The sequence below is a fragment of the Limnohabitans curvus genome (assembly GCF_003063475.1).
Classification (GTDB): Bacteria; Pseudomonadota; Gammaproteobacteria; order Burkholderiales; family Burkholderiaceae_C; genus Limnohabitans; species Limnohabitans curvus.
This window is the reverse complement of sequence record NZ_NESP01000001.1, coordinates 927,061-942,074: the sequence shown is the minus strand read 5'-3', so window position 1 is coordinate 942,074 and position 15,014 is coordinate 927,061. Positions and strand designations below refer to the sequence as shown.

Annotated in this window: 16 protein-coding genes; 9 read left to right on the top strand and 7 right to left on the bottom strand. The window is 58.5% G+C overall.

What is annotated here, in order from left to right:
• Positions 1-67 precede the first annotated feature (67 nt).
• Positions 68-811: a 2,3-diphosphoglycerate-dependent phosphoglycerate mutase gene (gene gpmA, locus B9Z44_RS04735; RefSeq protein ID WP_108401827.1), complete on the bottom strand. Its 744-nt coding sequence runs from the start codon at positions 809-811 to the stop codon at positions 68-70.
• Between the two features lie 91 nt (positions 812-902).
• On the opposite strand from gpmA, the gene B9Z44_RS04730 reads away from it, so the two are divergent.
• The 4 genes from B9Z44_RS04730 to B9Z44_RS04715 all read left to right on the top strand — a co-directional run bounded on the left by B9Z44_RS04730 (position 903) and on the right by B9Z44_RS04715 (position 3,175).
• Positions 903-1,310: a rhodanese-like domain-containing protein gene (locus B9Z44_RS04730; protein WP_108401826.1), complete on the top strand. Its 408-nt coding sequence runs from the start codon at positions 903-905 to the stop codon at positions 1,308-1,310.
• Between the two features lie 33 nt (positions 1,311-1,343).
• Positions 1,344-1,601, top strand: coding sequence for a glutaredoxin 3 (gene grxC, locus B9Z44_RS04725; RefSeq protein ID WP_108358256.1), 258 nt, complete (start codon positions 1,344-1,346; stop codon positions 1,599-1,601).
• Positions 1,602-1,681: 80 nt separating this feature from the next.
• The gene (gene secB, locus B9Z44_RS04720; protein ID WP_108358255.1) at positions 1,682-2,128 is read left to right on the top strand and encodes a protein-export chaperone SecB; all 447 of its coding nucleotides are present in this window, start codon (positions 1,682-1,684) and stop codon (positions 2,126-2,128) included.
• 21 nt (positions 2,129-2,149) lie between these two features.
• Positions 2,150-3,175, top strand: a complete 1,026-nt coding sequence (locus B9Z44_RS04715) for an NAD(P)H-dependent glycerol-3-phosphate dehydrogenase (RefSeq protein ID WP_108358254.1) — start codon at positions 2,150-2,152, stop codon at positions 3,173-3,175.
• 328 nt (positions 3,176-3,503) lie between these two features.
• Here the strand turns inward: B9Z44_RS04715 and panC are convergent, their stop codons facing one another.
• The 6 genes from panC to metG all read right to left on the bottom strand — a co-directional run bounded on the left by panC (position 3,504) and on the right by metG (position 10,189).
• Complete coding sequence (gene panC / locus B9Z44_RS04710) at positions 3,504-4,367, bottom strand: pantoate--beta-alanine ligase (protein WP_108401825.1); 864 nt, start codon at positions 4,365-4,367, stop codon at positions 3,504-3,506.
• Between the two features lies 1 nt (position 4,368).
• Entirely contained in the window at positions 4,369-5,241 is an 873-nt protein-coding gene (gene panB / locus B9Z44_RS04705; RefSeq protein WP_108358252.1) for a 3-methyl-2-oxobutanoate hydroxymethyltransferase, read from the bottom strand.
• Positions 5,242-5,291: 50 nt separating this feature from the next.
• Complete coding sequence (locus B9Z44_RS04700) at positions 5,292-6,089, bottom strand: segregation and condensation protein A (RefSeq protein ID WP_108358481.1); 798 nt, start codon at positions 6,087-6,089, stop codon at positions 5,292-5,294.
• A 98-nt stretch (positions 6,090-6,187) separates the two neighbouring features.
• A complete protein-coding gene (locus B9Z44_RS04695) occupies positions 6,188-6,391 on the bottom strand; it encodes a DUF3460 family protein (RefSeq protein WP_108358251.1) in 204 nt (67 codons plus the stop codon).
• 40 nt (positions 6,392-6,431) lie between these two features.
• The gene (locus tag B9Z44_RS04690) at positions 6,432-8,093 is read right to left on the bottom strand and encodes a SulP family inorganic anion transporter (RefSeq protein WP_108358250.1); all 1,662 of its coding nucleotides are present in this window, start codon (positions 8,091-8,093) and stop codon (positions 6,432-6,434) included.
• Positions 8,094-8,116: 23 nt separating this feature from the next.
• Positions 8,117-10,189 (bottom strand): methionine--tRNA ligase, encoded by a 2,073-nt coding sequence (metG, locus tag B9Z44_RS04685; RefSeq protein ID WP_108358249.1) that lies wholly within the window; start codon positions 10,187-10,189, stop codon positions 8,117-8,119.
• Between the two features lie 56 nt (positions 10,190-10,245).
• On the opposite strand from metG, the gene B9Z44_RS04680 reads away from it, so the two are divergent.
• The 5 genes from B9Z44_RS04680 (at position 10,246) to B9Z44_RS04660 (ending at position 15,010) form a co-directional block, all read left to right on the top strand.
• Positions 10,246-10,527, top strand: a complete 282-nt coding sequence (locus B9Z44_RS04680) for a cupin domain-containing protein (protein ID WP_108358248.1) — start codon at positions 10,246-10,248, stop codon at positions 10,525-10,527.
• A gap of 129 nt (positions 10,528-10,656) precedes the next feature.
• Positions 10,657-11,748, top strand: a complete 1,092-nt coding sequence (gene apbC, locus B9Z44_RS04675; protein ID WP_108358247.1) for an iron-sulfur cluster carrier protein ApbC — start codon at positions 10,657-10,659, stop codon at positions 11,746-11,748.
• An 8-nt stretch (positions 11,749-11,756) separates the two neighbouring features.
• Positions 11,757-12,347 carry a DUF3305 domain-containing protein gene (locus B9Z44_RS04670; protein WP_108402806.1) on the top strand — a complete coding sequence of 197 codons (591 nt, stop codon included), beginning with the start codon at positions 11,757-11,759 and terminating at the stop codon, positions 12,345-12,347.
• Positions 12,337-12,984, top strand: coding sequence for a DUF3306 domain-containing protein (locus tag B9Z44_RS04665; RefSeq protein ID WP_245912760.1), 648 nt, complete (start codon positions 12,337-12,339; stop codon positions 12,982-12,984). Before B9Z44_RS04670 ends, B9Z44_RS04665 begins: the two co-directional genes overlap by 11 nt.
• Positions 12,911-15,010: a 4Fe-4S binding protein gene (locus B9Z44_RS04660; RefSeq protein WP_108401824.1), complete on the top strand. Its 2,100-nt coding sequence runs from the start codon at positions 12,911-12,913 to the stop codon at positions 15,008-15,010. The genes B9Z44_RS04665 and B9Z44_RS04660 overlap by 74 nt, the downstream gene beginning before the upstream one ends.
• The last annotated feature ends 4 nt before the right edge of the window (positions 15,011-15,014 follow it).

The window sequence follows — 15,014 nt, the reverse complement described above, 5'->3', positions numbered from 1 at the left end:
GAAAATGGACAAATTAGTAGGTGCTCAATATACAACGCGCCTAGAAGGCGCGCTGTAGATCGGATGATTAGGCTTTGCCTTGTGTGGCCACTGAAGCAGCGGCTTTGGCTGCTGCTTCGGCGTCGCCCAAATAGTAGTGGCGGATTGGCTTGAGGTTCTCGTCTAGCTCATACACCAGTGGGATGCCGTTGGGGATATTCAAGCCCACGATGTCGCTGTCGCTGATGCCATCGAGGTATTTGATCAGCGCACGGATCGAGTTGCCGTGTGCGGCCACCACGATGCGCTTGCCTGCTTTGATGGCAGGCGCCATTGACTCGTTCCAGAACGGAATGACGCGAGCCACGGTGTCTTTCAAGCACTCGGTCAGCGGCACTTGCGCGGGGTCGAGTTTGGCGTAGCGCGGGTCGCCGCGTTCGCTGCGGGGGTCGGTCGCTTCGAGTTCAGGAGGCGGCGTGTCGTAGCTGCGGCGCCAGATGAGCACTTGGTCATCGCCGTATTGCTTGGCCATGTCGGCTTTGTTCAAGCCTTGCAAGCCGCCGTAGTGGCGCTCGTTCAAACGCCAGCTTTTCACCACGGGCAACCAAGTGCAGTCCATCTCGTCCAAAGCGAGGTAGAGGGTGCGAATGGCGCGCTTCAAGACGCTGGTGTAGGCCACGTCAAACTCATAGCCTTCGGCTTTGAGCAACTTGCCTGCGTTCTTGGCTTGTTCGATGCCGGTGGGGGTCAGGTCCACATCGGTCCAGCCGGTGAAGCGGTTTTCAAGGTTCCAGGTGGATTCGCCGTGGCGGATTAATACGAGCTTGTACATGGTTTAAATCAACAGAGTCAGTGAAAGATTGGCGGTGATTTTAGAATGCTGCCCTGACTCGATACTTTTAACCCCCTGAACTGGATTCCCCGTGAAATTTATTCTCGACAACTGGATGTTGATGGCCATCGCTCTGAGCAGTGGTTTCTTTTTGCTGCTGCCCGTGGTGCAAGGCGCTGCAGCCACCGGTATTTCGCCCACAGAAGCGGTGCAATGCATGAATCGCGAAAAAGGCGTGGTGATTGATGTGTGCGGTGCAGACGAGTTTGTCCAAAGCCACATCAAAGGCGCAGTGAACGTGCCCTTGGACGAGTTGGAAGCCCGTTTGGACAAGGCTGTGAAGAACAAAAGCACCCCCGTCATCATGGTGTGTGCGGCGGGTGCGCGTTCTAAGCGTGCCCAAGCCATCGCGCAAAAACTGGGCTACGAGAAGGTGCATTCCTTGCACGGTGGGTTGAAAGCTTGGAAAGAAGCTAATCTGCCTATCGCCAAAGCTTAATTGGCCCAAGCAAATCACCTGAGAAAGAACGCCATGTCAACTGTCAAGATGTACACCACCGCCGTTTGCCCCTATTGCATTCGCGCTAAGCAATTGCTGACTTCCAAGGGCGTGGCCCACATTGAAGAAATCCGCATCGACACCGACCCCGAGGCGCGTGCCCACATGATGCAGATCACGGGTCGCCGTACAGTGCCGCAAATCTTCATTGGCGACACACACGTGGGCGGCTGCGACGATTTGGTGGCCCTTGACGCCAAAGGCGGTTTGCTGCCTTTGTTGCAATCTTGAGCTGACATAATTCAGCCATCCCGATTTGCTGCCCGCTTCGGTATTGCCGATGCGGGCATTTTTTTGTTTTAGGAATCACCATGTCAGACGAACAAGCCACTCCCGTGTTTCAAATTCAACGCGTCTATTTGAAAGACCTGTCTTTGGAGCAACCCAACTCTCCCGCCATCCTGACCAGTACCGAGCAACCTTCGGTTGACATTCAATTGGCTGTAGGCATGGAACAAGTGGCCGACGGCATTGTGGAAGTGACTGTGACTGCCACCGTGACGACCAAGATTGAAGACAAAACTGTGTTCTTGGTGGAAGCCAAACAAGCCGGCATTTTTGAAGTGCGCAACTTGCCTGAAGACCAAATGGGCCCCGTCATCGGCATCGCTTGCCCACAAATCATTTACCCGTACCTGCGCGGCAACGTGGCTGACACCATCCAACGCGCTGGCTTCCCACCTGTGCACTTGGCCGAAATCAACTTCCAAGCCATGTACGAACAACAGCAGCAACAAGCGGCTGCCTCAGTTCAGTAATTTCACACGCAGGCCGTCGACATGAAGATTGCCGTTTTAGGTGCAGGCGCGTGGGGCACAGCGCTGGCGATCAACGCTGGCGCACACCACACCGTGACGCTGTGGGCACGTGATGTGCCCCAAGCCCAAGCCATGCAAGCCGAGCGCGTGAACACGCGCTACTTGCCTGACTTGCCCTTCACCGCAGGCGTGCAAGTGTCTTCGGCCCCAATCGGCCCCTGGTTGGCTGAGCAAGATTTGGTGGTCATCGGCTCGCCCATGAGCAGCCTGCGCGGCATGTTGACGCAGCTCGCGCCCATCTTGGGTAGCAGCGTGCCTGTGGCGTGGCTTTGTAAAGGCTTTGAAGCGGCGCAGCCTGGCGCGTCAACTGCTGAAGCGTCACCAAGTGGCGTTGGTTTGATGGCCCATGAAGTCAAAGCCCAAGTGGCCCCCGCGTTGCGCGGCGGTGCTTTGAGCGGCCCCAGCTTTGCGCAAGAAGTGGCCCGCGGCATGCCCACCGCTTTGGTGGCCGCCAGCGACGATGCTGCAACGCGCGACGCCATGGTGCAAGCCTTTCACAACAACAGCCTGCGCGTGTACGCCAACGACGACATCGTGGGCGTAGAAGTAGGCGGCGCTGTCAAAAACGTGTTGGCCATTGCCACCGGTTTGTGCGATGGCTTGCAACTGGGCCTCAACGCCCGGGCTGCACTCATCACACGCGGCTTGGCCGAAATCACCCGCTTAGGCGTGGCACTGGGCGCCAAGACCGAAACCTTCATGGGCTTGTCGGGCTTGGGCGATTTGGTGCTTACCTCCACCGGCGACCTGAGCCGCAACCGCAAAGTAGGCCTCGCCTTGGCCCAAGGCATGACGCTGCAACAAGCTGTCGATTCACTCGGCCACGTGGCCGAAGGCGTGTATTGCGCCCGCACCGTGGTGCAACGTGCGCAGCACTTGGGTGTTGACATGCCGATTGCGCAGGCTGTTGTTGCATTGCTAGACGGCAGTATCACACCTGCGCAAGCTGTGGCCTTGCTGATGGGCCGTGGGGCTAAGGGCGAATAAGCGCATCGCTCTTTTGCTGTGCTCGCTTCTCGTCTAGGGAATAGGCGGGTTCCTCATGCTGGAGTACCAGAAATCGTCACCCGCCTATTCCCTAGACGAGAAGACTGCGGCTTGCAGACGTGTGATTTGAGTGTTTCTGGCGCAATTCAATTGCTTTGATGTTGCGTTGTTTTGAGCCGGAATTTTTCTATCCAACGATGTCGTGTGCGTGAGGTGCGGCGGCCAACGATTTCTGGTACTCCAGCATGAGGCGGCCGCCGCACCTCACGCACGCGACCCTAGTCGGAGAAACCCCCCACGAACACCCACAACCAAGCCAAAGAGGAACTCAAACTTCGAGGTTATCAATCAACCGCGTTTTACCCAACTTAGCCGCACCCAGCACCACCAGCGGCTCAGCGCTGGGGCCACTCACAGGCGACAAGTCATGCTGGCGGCGCAGGGTGATGTAGTCAGGCGCCCAGCCGCGTTGGCGCAGGGCTTCCATGGCAGCGGCTTCGGCAGCCGCCACATCCAGCTGGCCAGCGACATTGCCCGCACGGGCCGCCGCAGCCAAACCCTTCAACGCGATAGACAGCTGCACAGCCTCGGCGCGTTCTTCGGCACTCAGGTAGCCGTTGCGTGAACTCAAAGCCAAGCCGTCTTCAGCGCGGCGGGTTTCGCCGCCGATGATCTCGATGGGTAACGCCATTTGCTGCACCATGCGGCGGATGACCATGAGTTGTTGGTAGTCCTTCTTGCCAAACACGGCCAAGTCGGGCTGCACGATGTTGAAGAGTTTGTGCACCACGGTGCTCACGCCCACAAAGAAGCCGGGGCGGAACGCACCTTCCAAGATGTCGGCCAGCTCGGCGGGCGGGTGGACCTTGAACACTTGGGGCTCTGGGTAGAGGTCTTTTTCAGACGGGGCAAACACCACGTCGCAGCCGTTGGCTTCTAGCAATGCGCAGTCGTTTTCAAACGTGCGGGGGTAGGTGTCAAAGTCTTCGTTGGGGCCAAATTGCAGGCGGTTGACGAAGATGCTGGCCACGGTCATGCCGCCTTTTTCAGTGCGCTTGTCGACCTCTTGGCGAGCCATTTGCATCAGCTCTAAGTGGCCTTGGTGCAGGTTGCCCATGGTGGGCACAAAGGCGCGCAGGGCGGCGGGCTTTAAGGCGCGGTGCAGGTCCGCGAGGTTGTGAACGATTTGCAAATTAGACCCAAGCGTGTTTGGCGTTGTCGGGGAAGGTGCCGTTTTTGACGGCGGCCACATAGGCGCTCATGGCGTCCAGCACGCTGGCATGGCCTTCCATGAAGTTGTGAACGAACTTGGGGTTCTTGCCCAGGTTGACGCCTAGCATGTCGTGCATCACCAGCACTTGGCCCGCCGTGCCGTTGCCCGCGCCAATGCCAATGGTGTGGCAGGTGGGCAGCTCTTGCGTGAGGGCGGTCGACAGGGGCTCGGGCACCATTTCCAGCACCACCATGGTGGCACCAGCGTCCTGCAAGCGAATCGCTTCTTGGCGCAGTTGGGTGGCCGATTCGCCGCGGCCTTGCACGCGGTAGCCGCCCAAGGCGTGAACCGTTTGCGGGGTGAGGCCCAAATGCGCACACACGGGAATGCCGCGCTCGACCAGGAAGTGAACGACGTCGGTGGTCCAGCCACCACCTTCGAGCTTCACCATGTGCGCACCCGCTTGCATCAAAACCGTGGCACTGCGCAGGGCTTGTTCTTTGGACTCTTGGTAGCTGCCAAAGGGCAGGTCGCCAATGATCCACGCGGTGCCTTGCACGCGGCGGATGCCACGGGCCACGCTCTCCACGTGGTAGCGCATGGTGTCTAGCGTCACGCCCACAGTGCTGGTCAGGCCTTGGCAGACCATGCCCAGTGAGTCGCCCACCAAGATGCATTCCACACCCGCGGCATCGGCCACGGCGGCAAAGGTGGCGTCGTAGGCCGTGAGCATGGTGATTTTTTCACCGCGTGCGCGCAGTTCATTCAAGCGGGGCAAGCTGATGGGCTTGCGGGCTGCAACGGGCGAAGCGGGGGGCAAAGTGCCGTAGGGCGAAGCGTGGGTGTTGCTCATAGAACGATATGGCGCAAAGCCAGTCCTGTGTTGCCGAGAAGATTTGGAGTTTACGTGGGTGTGTAAGCCAAGCGCACGTAAATGGGTGCAAAAGCCTCAGCCTGCGTGATTTCAATCAGCGTTTCTTTGGCCAGCTCGAGCAGGGCGATGAAGGTCACCACCAGCACGGGCACGCCTTGTTCGGGTTCGAACAGATTTTCAAATTCGACAAAGCGTTTGCCTTGCAGACGGCGCAACACGATGCTCATGTGCTCGCGCACAGACAGTTCTTCGCGGCTGATTTTGTGATGCTGGACCAGTTTGGCACGCTTCAAGATATCGGCCCAAGCTTGTTGCAGCTCGACCACGTGTACATCTGGGAAGCGTGGCTGCAACGACTGCTCAATGAACACCTGCGCGCGCAGAAAGTCGCGGCCAAATTGCGGCACTTCGTTGAGCTTGGCGGCTGCCAGTTTCATTTGCTCGTACTCGAGCAGGCGGCGCACCAGCTCGGCGCGAGGGTCTTCGGGCTCTTGGCCTTCTGCCACCTTCTTGGGCGGCAGCAGCATGCGTGATTTGATTTCAATCAGCATGGCGGCCATCAGCAGGTATTCGGCAGCCAACTCTAGGTTGCGCGTGCGAATTTCGTCCACATAGCTCAGATACTGGCGCGTGAGCGCGGCCATGGGGATGTCGAGGATGTTGAAGTTTTGTTTGCGGATGAGGTACAGCAGCAAGTCCAGCGGGCCTTGGAAGGCCTCAAGGAAAACTTCGAGCGCATCAGGCGGGATGTACAAATCCTGCGGCATGGCAAACAGCGGCTCGCCATACAGGCGGGCCACGGCCACGTGGTCGACCACCTCGGGCATGACCGAGGCAGTGGTTGCCTCGTCGTTGGGCAGGGTGGTGTCAGCAGGATGCACGGTGGGCGCTTAATCGGAAGGGCTTAGGCCAAGACCGAAGGTCTTTAAGCGTTCGTTTGGTACACGTAGGGCTTTTGCGCCACGCGGCCAGCTTCGATGTCTTGTTGGATGTCGCGGTTGACTTGCTTGTCCCACAACAAAGCGCGGCCTTCGCGCTGTTCTTTTTCGAGGGTGGGCTTCTTCGCTTTGAGCGACTCGATGAACTGAGTGGCTTCGGAGGTGTAGTTGTCACGCTGGAAAATCGACATGGTGGTTTCCTAAATGGGATATCTTGAAATTGAGAAGATTTTAGCGACCGAGGGCCAAGGCCAAGCCTTGGTTCAAATCGGATGCCAAGTCGGTGTCCGGCAGGGCTTGAAGCAGGCCGCAGCGTTGCGCCATTTCCAGCGGTTGGTGGGCCAAACCACAGACGATCAGGCGGACCTTCTTTTTGCGGCAACTGCGCACCAAAGACATCAGTGCATCTGCACCGGACGTGTCGATGTAAATCAGGTTTTTCAGATCCACCACCACGGCTTTGGATGGCAGGTTTTCTTCCATGGCTTCCACCAGTTTGACCGCGCCAAAGAACAACGCACCATACAGACGATGGGCTTGCACGTGGGCTTCTTGACCTGTCAGTTCGGGGTGGCTGTCCGCCAGCACATGCTCAGCACGGGTGAGGCTGGAGATGCGGTAGATAAAGGTCAGACACGCGGCGATCAGACCCACTTCCACGGCCACCGTCAAATCGACGATGACGGTGAGCAAGAACACCAGCAACAAGGTGACGCGGTAGGTCATGCGGAACTGGCGCAGATGCACAAACTCGTGCCACTCGCCCATGTTCCAAGCCACAAACATCAGAATAGCTGACAGCGCGGCCAGCGGCACATCGCCCGCCAGCGGCGCAGCCACTAGCATGACCACCAACAAAGTAAAGGCATGCACGATGCCAGCCACGGGGCTGTTGCCACCGTTCTTGACGTTGGTCACGGTGCGAGCAATCGTGCCCGTGGCGGGCATGCCGCCAAAGAAAGGCGTGACGAGGTTGGCAATGCCTTGGGCCATCAACTCTTGGTTGGCATCGTGGCGGTCACCGTAGGGGCCGTCGGCCATCATTTGGTCGGCAATGCGGGCGCACAAAAGCGATTCAATCGAACCGAGCAGGGCCAGCGTGGTGGCGGGAATCAGTAAGAACTTGGCGGTTTCCCAGCTGAAGTCGGGCCATGCAAACGCGGGCAAGCTGTTGGGGATGCTGCCAAAACGCGAGGCGATGGTTTCGACATCCAGCCCCATCATCTTGCTGGCCATCGTTGCGCCCACCAGCACCACGATGGAGCCAGGGATGGTGGAGAAGTTTTTGGTGCTGGGCATGGCATTGGCCAAGCGCGGCAAAGCCAGTTGCCAAAACGCCAACACGGCCAAACACACCACCGCAAGGCCCAAGGCTTCGCCATTGAATGTGCCGATGTTGGCGCTGAGCGTGTGCAAGATGCCGAAGAAATCAGCCGGCATGGCTTTGACTTGCAGACCCAAGAAGTCTTTGAGCTGCGACACCATGATGAGCACCGCAATGCCGTTGGTGAAACCAATCACCACGGCCACCGGGATGAAACGAATGAGCGAGCCTAAACGCAGCAAGCCCATGGCCAGCAGCATGACGCCCGACATGGCGGTGGCAATCATCAAATTGGCCAAGCCATAGCGTTCCAAAATACCGTAAACGATGACGATGAACGCACCCGCAGGCCCGCCAATTTGCACGCGGCTGCCACCCAAAGCGGAAATTAAAAAGCCCGCAATGATTGCGGTGAACAAACCCGCCTCAGGCTTGAGCCCCGACGCAATGGCAAACGCCATGGCCAGCGGCAAAGCCACCACGCCCACCGTGATACCTGCGCCCACGTCTTGGTAAAAACGTTGGCGCGTGTAGCCTTGCAGCGCGTCGAGTAATTTGGGTTTGAACATATTGAATTGGGGTCAGAACCCAATTAATGGATACGCATACCGGGTTTTGCGCCGGGCCAAGGGTGCAGCACGTAAATGCCAGCATCGGTCTTGTCGTCTGCGTGGCTGGCGGCGAGCACCATGCCTTCACTCACGCCAAACTTCATTTTGCGTGGGGCCAAGTTGGCCACCATCACGGTGAGCTTGCCTTTGAGGTCTTCAGGCTTGTACATGCTTGCCACGCCTGAGAACACGTTTCGAGTTTTACCTTCGCCCACATCCAGCGTGAGACGCAACAGTTTGGTCGAGCCTTCCACCGCTTCGCAGTTGACGATTTCGGCAATGCGCAAATCGACCTTGGCAAAGTCGTCGATGCTGATGGTGGGCGCAATTTCTTCGCCACCGGGTGTGACTTTTTCTTCCACCACAGCTGGGGGTTCAAACAAAGCCTCGAGTTGTTCGGGGGTGACGCGTTGCATGAGGTGTTGGTAAGGTTGAATGGTCGCCACGTAGCCTGTGGTGTTCCAGTTTTGCATGCTGGTGCCAGTGAAGGCTTCCACCGCTTGCGCAAGCGCGGGCAGTACAGGGGCCAAGTAGCGGCTCAGCTCGGCAAACGCATTGATGAGCAACGAGCACACTTGGTGCAGGGCTTCGTTGTTGGCGGCATCTTTGGCCAAGTCCCAAGGTTTGTGTTGGTCCACATACGAATTGACCTTGTCGGCCAGCAACATGATTTCGCGAGCGGCTTTGCCGTACTCGCGTGCGTCGTAGGCTTGGGCGATGCTGTCTTTGGCGGCGTGAATGTCACTCAACAGCGCGGTGCCTTGTTCGCCAAAACTTTGTGTGAGCTTGCCTTCAAAACGCTTGGTCAAGAAGCCCGCCGCACGCGACGCGATGTTGACGAACTTGCCAATCAAATCGCTGTTGACGCGCAGCATGAAGTCTTCGGCGTTGAAGTCGATGTCTTCGTTGCGGTTGTTGAGCTTGGTGGCCAAGTAGTAGCGTAGCCACTCGGGATTCATGCCTAGGCTGAGGTACTTGAGCGGGTCGAGGCCGGTGCCACGGCTCTTGCTCATCTTCTCGCCGTTGTTGACGGTGAGGAAGCCGTGCACAAACACGTTGTTGGGCGTTTTGCGGCCGCTGAAGTGCAGCATGGCGGGCCAGAACAGCGTGTGGAACGTGACGATGTCTTTGCCGATGAAGTGGTATTGCTCCAGCTGCTCGTTGGCCATGTAGGCGTTGTAGTCTTCGCCGCGCTTGTCGAGCAAGTTTTTCAGCGAGGCCAAGTAGCCCACAGGCGCGTCGAGCCAAACATAAAAGTACTTGCCCGGAGCGTCTGGAATTTCGATGCCAAAGTAAGGCGCATCGCGCGAGATGTCCCAATCGCCCAAGCCTTCGCTGATCGTGCCATCGGGGTTGGTGCGCACGGTGAACCACTCTTTGACCTTGTTGGCCACTTCGGGTTGCAACTTGCCGTCTTGGGTCCACTTTTCTAAGAACGCCACGCAGCGTGGGTCGGACAGCTTGAAGAAGAAATGCTCGGAGCTTTTCAGTTCAGGCTTGGCGCCCGACAAAGCAGAGAACGGGTTGATCAGGTCGGTGGGCGCATAGACCGCGCCGCACACCTCGCAGTTGTCGCCGTACTGGTCGTGGGCGTGGCACTTGGGGCACTCGCCTTTGATGAAGCGGTCGGGCAAAAACATGTTCTTCTCGGGATCGAAGAACTGGTCAATCGTGCGGCGCTCAATCAGTGAGCCGCCTTCTGATTCGGGAATGTCGCGCAGGTCACGGTAGATCTGGCGGGCCAGCTCGTGGTTCTCGGGCGCGTCGGTGCTGTGCCAGTTGTCAAACTGGATGTGAAAGCCATCCAAATACGGCTTGCGGCCTGCGGCGATGTTGGCCACAAACTGCTGCGGGGTGATGCCTGCCTTCTCGGCCGCAATCATGATGGGCGCGCCGTGTGTGTCGTCCGCGCCCACGAAATCAACCTGGTGGCCCTGCATGCGCTGGAAACGCACCCAGATGTCGGCCTGGATGTACTCCATGATGTGACCGATGTGGAAATTGCCGTTGGCGTAGGGCAGGGCGGTGGTGACGAAAAGCTGGCGCTGGGACATTTGGGAGCAAGACCTTAGGGCGAAGGGGGCGATTTTAGTTCCTACAGAATGCGCGCATGAACTTACCTAGCTTTGACGAATTCCGCCAAAAAGCCATGGCCGCCGGCTTTGACGAGGTGATCGAGCGTGAATGGGCGCCCAACACCGTGCTAGACACCCACACCCACGCGTTTGGCGTGCACGCCATCCTCACGCGCGGTGAGATGTGGCTGACCATGCATGGCCAAACCCAGCATCTGCTGCCCGGCTCTATTTTTGAGCTGGACCCCAATGTGCCGCATGACGAGCGCTATGGCGCTGAAGGTGCGGCGTATTGGGTGGCGCGTAAAAACGCTTGATCTGCGCTCGCTTGCGCTGATTTACTGCTTCAACGGGCGCTCAGTCGCACGGATGACCTGCGTTGCGTGCGGTCAAACGCGCCGCGCTAGACTTGCGCGCAATTCCTATTTCAAGAACAAAGAAGTTTTATGGCCCTGAACGAACAAGCCCTGACCGCGGCTCTCCAAACCGTGATTGACCCCAACACGGGCAAAGACTTTGTCACCACCAAAGCGCTGAAGAACCTGCAAATTCAAGGCGGCGATGTGTCGTTTGACGTGGTGCTGGGTTACCCCGCCAAGAGCCAAATCGCAGGTTTTCGCAAAGACTTGATCGCTGCTGCCAAAAGCGTGGCGGGTGTCGAGAACGTGTCGGCCAACATCACCATGAACATCGTGGCGCACGCCGCGCAGCGCGGTGTGGCGTTGTTGCCCCAAGTGAAAAACATCATCGCCGTGGCCTCAGGCAAGGGCGGTGTGGGCAAAAGCACCACCGCCGCCAACTTGGCGCTGGCCTTGGCCGCCGAAGGCGCCAGCGTGGGTTTGCTGGACGCCGACATTTACGGCCCTAGTCAGCCCATGATGATGGGCATCGAAGGCCGTCCTGAGAGCACCGACGGCCAAACCATGGACCCGTTGGAGAACTACGGCGTGCAAGTCATGTCCATCGGTTTCTTGGTGGACCAAGACGAAGCCATGATCTGGCGCGGCCCCATGGCCACCCAAGCCTTGGAGCAGTTGCTGCGCCAAACCAACTGGAAAGCCTTGGACTATTTGATCGTCGACATGCCCCCCGGCACGGGCGACATCCAGCTCACGCTCAGCCAGCGCGTGCCCATGACCGGTGCGGTCATCGTCACCACGCCGCAAGACATTGCGTTGCTGGATGCCAAAAAAGGCATCAAGATGTTCGAGAAGGTGGGCGTGCCCATCCTCGGTTTGGTCGAGAACATGGCGGTGCATGTATGCACCAATTGCGGCCACATCGAACATATCTTTGGCGCCGACGGCGGCAAGAAGATGGCCGAGCAATACAACATGGACTACTTGGGTGCCTTGCCGCTGAACATGCAAATCCGCCTGCAAGCCGACAGTGGCAAGCCCACCGTGGTGGCCGACCCTGACGGCGACGTGGCTGGCATCTACAAGGCGGTGGCCCGCCAGGTGGCGGTGAAAATTGCAGCGAAAGCCAAAGACTTTTCGAGCAAGTTTCCCAGCATCAAGATCTCTAAAGAAACTTGATTCACGCCATGTCGCAACGCCCCAGCCTCCAAGTAGCCGTTGTCATGCGCCGTGAGCGTGTGCCGGGTGCCATGAGCCGTTGGCAACCTTGGCGTTGGGTGTTGCACGATGTGACGGGGCACGACTTGGTGCCGCACGCCGAGCACTTTGGCACCGAGCCGCGCTGTTTGCGACAAACTGCCGACGAACAAATTTGGCTGTATCCAGGCTTCACAGTTGAGCTGTTTCGCGACGACGCCGAGGGCTACTACCTCAACGCCGCCTCGCCTGCGCCGTGTTGGTTTGTGTTGTGGCGCATGGAAGAAGAGCCCAGCCTCAGCGATGAGGTGATGGCCGTGCCCGCCATGGTGAGTCTGAGCTACCACGACGCAGGTCGTTGGCTCGATGCCCAAGAAAACGTGGACCAAGTGCCCGCACCACCCGAGGTGGTGGCATGGATGACTGAGTTCATGGATGAGCATTTGGTGGTTGAGGCCAAGCGCCGCAAACGCCCCGACAGTTTCCGCCCTTTACAAGATCGCTTTGGCAACCCAGCGTCGGTCAGCACCGAAAAAATGCGTGGCGGTGGCCAAAACCATGGAGGCGGTCATGGCCAATGACGACACCCCTGCTGGTTTTTTAAGCCGCTGGTCACGCCGCAAAGCCGATGTGCGCGAAGGCCGGCCGTTGGCCGAACTGACGCCTGCGCCGAGTGGTGCTGAGCCTGGCAACCTGTCAACCCGTGAGTCAAATGCACCTGCTTCTGCCAGTGCTGCGACCCCCAGTGCGACATCACCTGCCCAGACCCACGAACCCGCAGCTCGTCCCGCGCCCACGCTGGCCGACGCGCAGCAACTCACCCCTGAATCTGATTTCACGGGCTTCATGGCCCGAGGCGTCGCGCCCGATGTAAAAAACGCCGCCATGAAAAAGCTGTTCACCGACCCGCACTTCAATGTGATGGACCGTATGGACATCTACATCGACGACTACAGTCAACCCGATCCCTTGCCCATGGCGATGCTGCGTCAGATGACCAGTGCCAAGACCTTGAACTTGTTCGACGACGAGCCTGAAAAAACGGTCGAGGCCAACGTGGGTGACAAACCCGCATTGGAAGAACCCAAAGTCGTGGCACAGTCCGTCCCTGCTGACAACCATTCCAACATCGAGCCCACTACGCATGACCACGCTGATTTGCGACTGCAACCAGACCCAACCACTAGACCCGAAGGCACTGAGCCAAAGCCTGTCTGAACCCCTCACGCTGCATACGGCTTTGTGCCGCCGCGAGGCCAGCGCTTTTGTGCAAGCCGTGCAAGGCACAGACGATGTGGTGGTGGCCTGCACCCAAGAGCAACGCTTGTTTGGCGACTTGGCTGTGGAGGCGCAAGCCAAAACCTCGGTCATCAAATTCGTGAATATTCGCGAGACTGGCGGTTGGAGCAGTGACGCCAAAAACGCCTCACCCAAAATTGCCGCATTGTTAGCCGCTGCGCATTTGCCCGAGCCTGAGCCCGTGCCCACGGTGACGTTCAAGAGTGCAGGGCGATTGCTCATCTTGGGGCAGATGGACCAGGCCGAACAAGCTGCCGCTCTGTTGGCCGACACGCTGAACGTGACGATCTTTACCCAAGGTGCCGGCGAAGCTGGCGGCGCCCAAAACCGCCGCTACCCCGTGTTGGGCGGCCAAGTGGTGCGTGTGGATGGTTGGCTGGGTGCGTTCAAGCTGACTTGGCAAAACAACAACCCCATCGACCTTGACCTGTGCACCCGCTGCAACGCCTGCGTGGCCGCTTGCCCTGAGCAAGCGATTGGTCTGGATTACCAAATTGACATGAGCAAGTGCAGTTCGCACCGCGATTGCGTGACTGCTTGCGGCGCCGTGGGCGCGATCAACTTTCAGCGCGAAGCGCAAGAAGAAACCGCCGAGTTCGACCTGGTGCTCGACTTGCGCGAGCAAAGCGCCTTCACCCGCCATGCTTTGCCGCAAGGCTATTTCCGCGGCGCAACCGCTGCCAACTTGCTGCGCTTGCGCGAGCTGGTGGGCGAGTTTGAAAAGCCCAAGTTCTTTGACTACAAGCAAAAGCTCTGCGCGCACAGCCGCAACGAAAAAGTGGGCTGCAATGCCTGCGTGGACATTTGCTCTGCCGAGGCGGTCAGCTCCGATAAGTCGCGCCAACAAATCAAGGTCAACCCCAACCTGTGTGTGGGCTGCGGTGCATGCACCACGGTGTGCCCCACAGGCGCACTGACCTACGCGTATCCGCGTGCCAGCGAGCAAGGCGTCAAGCTCAAAACTTTGCTCAGCACCTACCAAAAAGCGGGCGGCAAAGACGCCGTCATCTTGTTGCACAGCCAAGACGCGGGCCAAGCTTTGGTCAACGAGCTGGGCCGTGCGGCACAACTTAAAGTTGCCAAAGGCCTGCCTGCGCATGTGATTCCCGTGTCGCTGTGGCACACCGCTAGCTTGGGCTTGGATGTGTGGCTCGCGGCCTTGGCCTATGGTGCAGCGCAAGTGTTGGTACTCCACACCGCCGAAGAAGCGCCGCAATATGCCGACGGCTTGCAAGCGCAAATGGCGCAAGCTCAGGCCATGCTCGAAGGCTTGGGCTACGCCAAGCCTGGTCGTATGCCTGTGCAGTTGGTGCATGCCGCGCAAGCTCTTGAATTGGATGCTGAATTGCAGCGTCTCACCACGGGCCAGCAACGCTTGAGCACCACCGTGCCTGCTGCCACGTTTGCGGTGATGGCTGAAAAGCGCAGCACGTTGAGCATGGTGATCGACCATTTGCTCGAACACGCGCCGGTTTTGAAAACTGCCACTGCACCCGAAGCTCTGGCTTTACCCAAAGACGGTTCGCTATTCGGCTCGGTCGAAGTCAACAAAGACAGCTGCACCTTGTGCATGAGCTGCGTCAGCGCTTGCCCCGCCAACGCGCTGCAAGACAACCAGCAAGCGCCGCAACTGCGCTTCTTTGAAAAAAACTGCGTCCAATGCGGCTTGTGCGTCAGCACCTGCCCCGAAAAAGCCCTCAACCTCGTGCCGCGCTTGTTGCTCACGCCACAACGCAAAGAAGTGCGCGTACTCAACGAAACCCAGCCCTACGGCTGCGTGCGCTGCGGCAAACCCTTTGGCACGCTCAAAGGCATCGAAGCCATGATTGGCAAATTGGCTGGGCACTCGATGTTCCAAGGCGAGGCCTTGCAGCGCCTCAAGATGTGCGGCGACTGCCGTGTGATTGACATTTACTCTGCTGGCGACGAGCAAAAAATCGTCTAATTAT